1 rRNA gene (only partly in view) is annotated in these 557 nt (G+C 48.7%); it reads right to left on the reverse strand.

Going from position 1 to position 557, the window contains the following annotated elements:
• Window positions 1-536, reverse strand: a 23S ribosomal RNA gene (locus G5T77_RS15015) (it extends 2,321 nt beyond the left edge of the window).
• Window positions 537-557: the final 21 nt, after the last annotated feature.

Consider the following 557-nt stretch of genomic DNA (forward strand, 5'->3'; position numbering starts at 1 on the left):
AGTGGCTCCCACTGCTTGTATGCATGCGGTTTCAGGATCTATTTCACTCCCCTCACAGGGGTTCTTTTCGCCTTTCCCTCACGGTACTGGTTCACTATCGGTCAGTCAGGAGTATTTAGCCTTAGAGGATGGTCCCCCTATATTCAGACAAGGTTTCACGTGCCTCGCCCTACTCGACATCATCATATCAGCCCTTTCGTGTACAGGACTATCACCCACTATGGTTGCACTTCCCAGAGCATTCCACTAAAACTGATATGACTTAATGGGCTGTTCCCCTTTCGCTCGCCGCTACTGAGGGAATCTCAATTGATTTCTTTTCCTACGGATACTGAGATGTTTCACTTCTCCGCGTTCGCCTCATAAACCTATGTATTCAGTTTATGATACCGACCTTATAGCCGGTGGGTTTCCCCATTCAGACATCTCCGGATCACAGGATATTTGCCGCCTCCCCGGAGCTTTTCGCAGGCTATCACGTCTTTCTTCGCCTCTGACTGCCAAGGCATCCACCACATGCACTTAATTACTTGACTATACAACCCCAAACAGTCGTT

This window comes from Acinetobacter sp. GFQ9D191M (genome assembly GCF_011174875.1).
Lineage (GTDB): Bacteria > Pseudomonadota > Gammaproteobacteria > Pseudomonadales > Moraxellaceae > Acinetobacter.